The following is a 1,812-nucleotide window of genomic DNA, read 5'->3' on the forward strand; positions in this document are numbered from 1 at the left end:
AGTAGCCAGACGTGCGGCCTTAAAGCTGGTCAGGGTTTTTCCTGACCCTGTGGTATGCCAGATAAATCCACCGCTTTCGGGTTTTGACCAGTTCTTCGCTTTAAAAGAGCTGTTGATTTTCCAGAGAATGCGCTCGGTGGCGGCAATCTGATAGGGGCGCATGACGAGCAGCGTCTGGCTGCTGTCAAACACGCTGTAATTAAACAGAACATTCAGCAGAGTATGCTTCTGGAAGAAAGTGGCGGTAAAGTCCTTCAGGTCCTTAATCAGAGTGTTATCCGATTTTGCCCAGTTCATGGTGAAATCAAAGCTATTTTTATCCCGTTTAGTGGTACTGGCAAAGTACCGGGTATCAGTCCCGTTGGAAATCACGAAGAGTTGCAGGTATTTAAACAGGGAGTTATCGCTGTTAAAGCTTTCCTTGCTGTAACGGTGTATCTGGTTAAAGGCTTCACGAATCGCCACGCCACGCTTTTTGAGTTCGATTTGCACCAGCGGAAGGCCGTTGACCAGAATGGTGACGTCATAACGGTTAGCGTGTGAGCCAGTCTGCTCAAACTGCTGAATGACCTGCACCTTATTGCGCAGCAGGTTCTTTTTATCTATCAGATAGATGTTTTCCAGACGACCGTCATCAAACGTGAAATCACAGATATAGTCGATATGGATTTTACGGGTTTTGTCCAGGCTGCTGTCACTGGGGCTGTCGAGATACTGCTCTGCGAAACGCCGCCATTCACTTTCGTTAAACTCCACACCATTAAGACGCTGAAGCTGGTCCCGCACATTCGCCAGCATCGCAGTCGGTGACTTAACGGATATAAACTCATAGCCCTGATTAAGAAGGTTCTGAATCAGTTCCCGCTCAAGGTCCAATTCGCTCTGGTAGCTGTCACCGGTATCCATAACTTTTGTGTATTTATCAAGGACGATAAAGTTATTGGATTCAGCAATGGTGTGTGTCTGTTGTGTCATGGTGCATCCTGTGCGTCATCTGGCAAAGTCCGGAAGGGTATCAGAAGGATCTTCCGGCATTCATAAAACCTGATACCGGGCGGGTGAGAACAAACCCTGCCGGTATCAATGGTCCGTCAGTTGCTGGCGGTTTCTGGTTTCGGGAAGCTGAACAGTAAATCACGATAGTACTCGTACTGTTTCTGGCGCAGCTCGATTTCGCGCGGGAGGCCTTCTGTGATTGAACCCGTCAATGTGTCAAATTTGTCCAGCATTTTAGCAATATATTTCTGACGCTCTATGGAAGGCACTAATAATTTCAATTCCTGCAATTTCCCCACAGCAAGACCCGGCTGTGCAGATTTCGACGCATATTGATTTAGATTCATTGTTGTTAACATATGAAATGCCCAGTCAATATCAATCCCCTGCATGGCTGAGACTACAACTGCATGTTCTGTAGCGTAGAACTGACCTTTCATTCTTTGGACATTGCCACACAGAGCACCTTGTCGCCCTATTAATAGATGTTCCCCATCATGACTTTTTTCTTTAACGTAACCACGAATACCGTTTCCGCCAAAACAAGGATATACAAAATCTCCTTCTTTCCCATCTACTATATTTCTCGCCGAAATATGCTGCCCTGCACGCATCTTCACAATCTCACCCAATGTCTTCCACTCAACTTCACCCTCTTCAAAACTCAGCAACTGGTCTCGATAGTAGTTGTACTGTTTTTTACGCATGGTAAGCTCAGCGGTAAGCTCAGCGGTAAGCTCAGCGGTAAGTGCAGTAAATTTGTCCAGAATCCGGACGATTTCAGACTGGATGGCAAGGGACTTTTCTGGGTTGTTG

At 46.5% G+C, this 1,812-nt stretch carries 2 protein-coding genes; both read right to left on the reverse strand.

Translation table 11 applies throughout. The features are described 5' to 3' along the window. Window positions 1–975 (reverse strand): type I restriction endonuclease (locus N6P30_RS24270; protein ID WP_260630008.1); only part of this gene is annotated, 975 nt, incomplete at its 3' end. Between the two features lie 116 nt (window positions 976–1,091). After that, a partial coding sequence (locus N6P30_RS24275; protein ID WP_260630009.1) for a restriction endonuclease subunit S occupies window positions 1,092–1,812 on the reverse strand: 721 nt, incomplete at its 5' end.

Source organism: Enterobacter sp. PL1 (assembly GCF_945957325.1).
Classification (GTDB): Bacteria; Pseudomonadota; Gammaproteobacteria; order Enterobacterales; family Enterobacteriaceae; genus Enterobacter; species Enterobacter roggenkampii.